This window comes from Isoptericola sp. NPDC060257 (assembly GCF_042726645.1).
Taxonomy (GTDB): domain Bacteria; phylum Actinomycetota; class Actinomycetes; order Actinomycetales; family Cellulomonadaceae; genus Isoptericola; species Isoptericola nanjingensis.
The window spans coordinates 1-4,252 of the sequence record NZ_JBHXAW010000335.1; the positions used below are offsets into that span (position 1 = coordinate 1).

Sequence of the window (4,252 nt, forward strand, 5' to 3'; positions counted from 1 at the left end):
GTCCCGGCCGCCGTCGTGCCGGCCGTCGCGGCCGCCGTCGTCCCGGCGGCGGCGCTGCTCGTGACGCCTGCGCCGCCGGTGATGCTCGCGCCCCCGACCGCGCCGGCGCCGACCGAGCTCGACGCGGCGGTGCTGGTGCCCGCGACGGCGCCGACGCTCCCCGCGCTCCCGGCACCGACGGCACCCGTGGCGCTGCCGGCCCCGACGCTCCCCGCCGCGACGGACCCGCTGAAGGCACCGCCCAGCGCGCCCCCGATGGGGAGCGCGCCGACCACGGCGAGCCCCGCGAGCCCGACGACCAGCGGCGCCACGACCGCCCGCATGCCGTGCGCGATGTCCCCGAGCTCGAGCACGAGGGACCGGCACTCCCCGCAGGTCTCGAGGTGCGCGTCGACCTTCGCGACCTCGCGCCGGGCGAGCCCGCCCCGCACGTAGGCGCCGAGCAGCGGGTTCACGACGCGGCAGCCGTCGGTGGGCGCGTGCGTGAGGTGCTCCTGCAGGTAGCCGACCCGCAGCCCTTCGCGAGCCCGGTAGGCGAGCGCGGACACGCCGTTGGGCGTCAGCCCGAGGATCGGGGCCACCTCCGCCGGCGCACGCCCTTCGATCTCCGTGTACCAGAGCACGGCTTGCCAGCGCTCCGGCAGCGCCTGGTAGGCGTTCTTCACCACGGAGTGCTCGAAGCCCTCGAACGTGGCGACGTCGGTGGGGTCCACGAGGCCGAGCGCGGCCTCGAACGTGCCGTCGTCGGACGTCGGGCGGGTGCGCTTCACGCCCCGCGCGAGGTCGGCGGCGAGGCGCCGCACCACGGTGAGCAGGTAGGCGCGGAAGGTCGCGTCCGGGCCGCCGCCGTGCTGCAGCACGTCGAGCACGCGGTGGAACGCCTCGGACACGAGGTCGTCCGCGTCGGCCGACGACCGGACGTACTGCCGGGCCACGGCCCGCGCCGCCGGGACGTGCCGGGTGTAGAGGGCCCCGAACGCCTCGAGGTCGCCGCCGCGCACGTCGAGGATCAGCTCGGCGTCGCTGCGCGCCGAGTCGTCTGACCCCACGTAGACGTCCGTCATGGCCGACCTCGCTCTGGCTGCACTGCGCGCCCAACCGCGCAGACTCCCGTACTCTACGTGCTCCCCGCCTCGTCCTCCGGGGTGAAATTCCCCAGGAACAGCGCAGGATTTCCGCAGTTTTCCGTGCCTCGGGCAGCGGAGAGGGCTATCCCGGGGCACCTACCGATGAAAGTGGCGGACAACTGCGTCATGATGGCTGCCCATGGCGGTCCCATCATCATGAACCGGTCCACGAGCGGCCCCCGCGGCGCGCCCGAGAACGATGCGCCCGAGCACGACGCACCCGAGCACGTCCCGGACGTGATCGACCGCTGGCGTGCGACGAGCCTCGCCGAGGTGTGGCTGCGTCCTGACGACTGGTACCACCCCGCCGTCGACGCCCTTGTCGAGGCCTTCGACGACGGCCGCTCCCCCCACGCCGCCGCGCACCGGCTAGGCGCCGCGCGCGGGCGGGCCGGCGTCGGCCTGGGCGAGACGCTGGACGACGTCGAGTGCCTGTACCGCTCCGCCCACCACCCGCCGGACCCCGACGCGATCCGCGCGGTCGCCGTCGGGTGGGTGCGAGGCCGCGACGCGGAGCCGGCGCTCGGCGCTCTGCGCGACCCCAGCTCGGGGCTGCCCACCCGCGAGTACCTGGCCGAGCGGCTGCGGGAGACCTACGGCGCCGCCGTCGGCGCGGACCAGGGCGTGCCGGACACGCACTGCCTCGTCGTCGTGGACGTCGCCGTCGACGGCCTTGCCCCGTGGGACCGCGCCGCGCGCTCCGCGACCGTCGGGCGCGCCCTCGAGCAGGTCTTCGGGGAGGGCCATCCGATGGCCGCCCTCACGGACGGCGTGTTCACGGTGCTCGCGCGGCGCGACACGGGGGTGCCCGACCTGGCCAAGGCCACCCGCGGGGTGGTGGAGCGCAACGCCGCGCTCATGGGCCTCGGAGACGTGCTGAGGCGCCCCACCCGGGTATGGGTGGAGCGCCTCCCGACGTCGCACGCCGCCGCCGTCGAGCTCCTGACGCAACTGGCCCGGTAGCCGCCCCGGGGACGTCCCGGGGGTCGGGTCAGTGCTGCGCGTACGTGAGGCAGTCGGCGTGGCTCTCGTCGTCGGGGCCGGGGCCGACGCGGATGGCCGACGCCGCGCACTCGAGGTCGGTGTTGTGGACGCAGTCGCCGCGCTGGCAGGCGCCCACGTGGGCGACGACCTTCTCGAGGCCGCCCTTGGAGCTCAGCGGGATGAACGTGGCGCACGCCGCGTCGCCGCTGTGCCCCGCGATCGTCACCGCCCCGGCGTGGCAGCCGTGGTCGTGGTTGTAGCCGCAGCCCTCGACCGTGCACTCGGTGACCTCGGGCATCTCCATCAGCGTGCTCATGGTGCGCTCCTCGCCGCTCGACGCCGGCTCTCGCCGCCTTCGACCACGATATTCCTCTCGCACGGAATTGCACAGTGAATGCGCGATCGAATTCACGACTGGTCAAATAAGGAATGCCTTACCCATTGCCTCGCGAATTAGCGAAGAATTGCGTTGCGGAAAGTCGTCAGCCGCGGCGGTGCGGGCGCCACAGCACCAGCGCGCCCTCCTCGGCCTCGAGGTCGGCCCGCTCCGCGCGGCGCACGCGCTGGCCGCGGCGCACGACGACGACGTCGCCCGTCGTGCCTGCCGTGAACACCCAGCCGCCGGGCGGCTGCATGGCGAGCGCCGCGAGTCGGCCCTCGAGCTGGGCGACGTGCTCCTGGAGGTCGAGGATGCGCCGGATCCCGGCGAGGTTGATGCCCTCCACCTGCGCGAGGCGCTGCACCTCGAGCAGTCGTGCGACGTCCCGCTGCGAGTAGCGGCGGCCACGGCCGGCGGTGCGGCGCGGCGTGACCAGCCCGAGGCGGTCGTACTGCCGGAGCGTCTGCGGGTGCATGCCCGCGAGCCGGGCCGCCTGCGACACGGTCAGCACCGGCGCGTCCTCGGTGACCATCGCTACCTCCTCGCTCGGTGCCGCTCCTCGGTGCCGCCCCGGGCCGGTCGCCCCGCGCGCCGCCGCGGCGTCATTCCGCCGCGCGCTGCGCGAGCCCCGCCCGCACGTCCTCGTGGTCGCTCTCGGCGGCGAACGCCTCGAGCGCCTCCTTCGCCTTCTTGCTGAGCTTCTGCGGCACGGCCACCTGGACCGTGACGAGCAGGTCACCCTGAGTCTTGGCGTTCTTGACGCCGCGGCCCTTGACCCGCAGCACCCGCCCGGTAGGCGTGCCCGCCGGCACCTTGAGCTTCACGGTGTGCCCGTCGAGCGTCGGCACCTCGACCGTCGTGCCCAGCGCGGCCTCCGCGAACGTCACGGGGACCGTCATGCGCAGGTTCGCGCCGTCGAGCGTGAACACGGGGTGCGGCGCGACGTGCACGGTGACCACCAGGTCGCCGGCGTCGCCGCCGCCCGAACCGGGGCGCCCCTTGCCGCGGATGCGCAGCTTGCGGCCGTCGTTCACCCCGGCGGGGATCTTGGTCTTGACCTTGCGGCCGTCCACCGTGAACTCGACGGTGGCGCCCTCCACCGCCGTGCGGAACGGCAGCGTGGTCTCGGCCGCGACGTCCGGGCCCTTCTGCGGCGTGGTGAAGCCGGCGCGCTGCCGGCCGCCGCGGAAGCCCCCCTGGCCGCCGAGCATGGAGCTGAGGATGTCCTCGAAGCCTCCGCCACCCGCGCCCCCCTGGGGGTACTGCTGATAGCGCTCGTTCGGGCCGGCGCCGCCGCCGAACATCGAGCCGAAGACGTCCTCGAAACCGTTGCCCCCGCCCCCGCCCGGGCCCGCCGCGAAGCGGGCGCCGCCGCCGGCCATGGCGCGCACGGCGTCGTACTGCTGACGCTGCTCGGAGTCGGACAGCACGGCGTACGCCTCGCCGATCTCCTTGAACTTCGCCTCCGCCGACGCGTCGCCCGGGTTCTGGTCCGGGTGGTACTGGCGCGCGAGCTTGCGGTACGCCTTCTTGATGGCCGCGTCGTCCGCGTCCTTGGGGACGCCGAGAGCGGAGTAGAAGTCCTTCTCGATCCAGTCCTGACCTGTCACGACGCCCTCCTTCCTGTCATTGTCCGCGAGATCGACCCGCCCGTCGTGAGATCGACCCACGGCAGGTAGCGCTCAACACCGGCCGGACAATAATAAAAAAAAACCAACCCACCAAAACCAACAAAAAAACCAAATAAACAAACAGCGTGAAA

The 4,252-nt window shown here is 73.5% G+C and carries 5 protein-coding genes; 1 reads left to right on the plus strand and 4 read right to left on the minus strand.

Going from position 1 to position 4,252, the window contains the following annotated elements; translation table 11 throughout:
* Positions 1–1,064 (minus strand): sigma-70 family RNA polymerase sigma factor (locus ACFWEK_RS19435; RefSeq protein ID WP_430555103.1); only part of this gene is annotated, 1,064 nt, incomplete at its 3' end.
* A 219-nt stretch (positions 1,065–1,283) separates the two neighbouring features.
* Here ACFWEK_RS19435 and ACFWEK_RS19440 point away from each other — a divergent pair.
* Positions 1,284–2,090, plus strand: coding sequence for a hypothetical protein (locus ACFWEK_RS19440; protein WP_430545991.1), 807 nt, complete (start codon positions 1,284–1,286; stop codon positions 2,088–2,090).
* Positions 2,091–2,118: 28 nt separating this feature from the next.
* On the opposite strand, the gene ACFWEK_RS19445 is transcribed toward ACFWEK_RS19440, so the two are convergent.
* From ACFWEK_RS19445 to ACFWEK_RS19455, 3 genes are all read right to left on the minus strand, one after another.
* Complete coding sequence (locus tag ACFWEK_RS19445; protein WP_430545990.1) at positions 2,119–2,427, minus strand: DUF1540 domain-containing protein; 309 nt, start codon at positions 2,425–2,427, stop codon at positions 2,119–2,121.
* A gap of 166 nt (positions 2,428–2,593) precedes the next feature.
* Positions 2,594–3,022 carry a heat shock protein transcriptional repressor HspR gene (locus tag ACFWEK_RS19450; RefSeq protein WP_430555104.1) on the minus strand — a complete coding sequence of 143 codons (429 nt, stop codon included), beginning with the start codon at positions 3,020–3,022 and terminating at the stop codon, positions 2,594–2,596.
* A 70-nt stretch (positions 3,023–3,092) separates the two neighbouring features.
* Positions 3,093–4,100: a DnaJ C-terminal domain-containing protein gene (locus ACFWEK_RS19455; RefSeq protein WP_430555105.1), complete on the minus strand. Its 1,008-nt coding sequence runs from the start codon at positions 4,098–4,100 to the stop codon at positions 3,093–3,095.
* Positions 4,101–4,252: the final 152 nt, after the last annotated feature.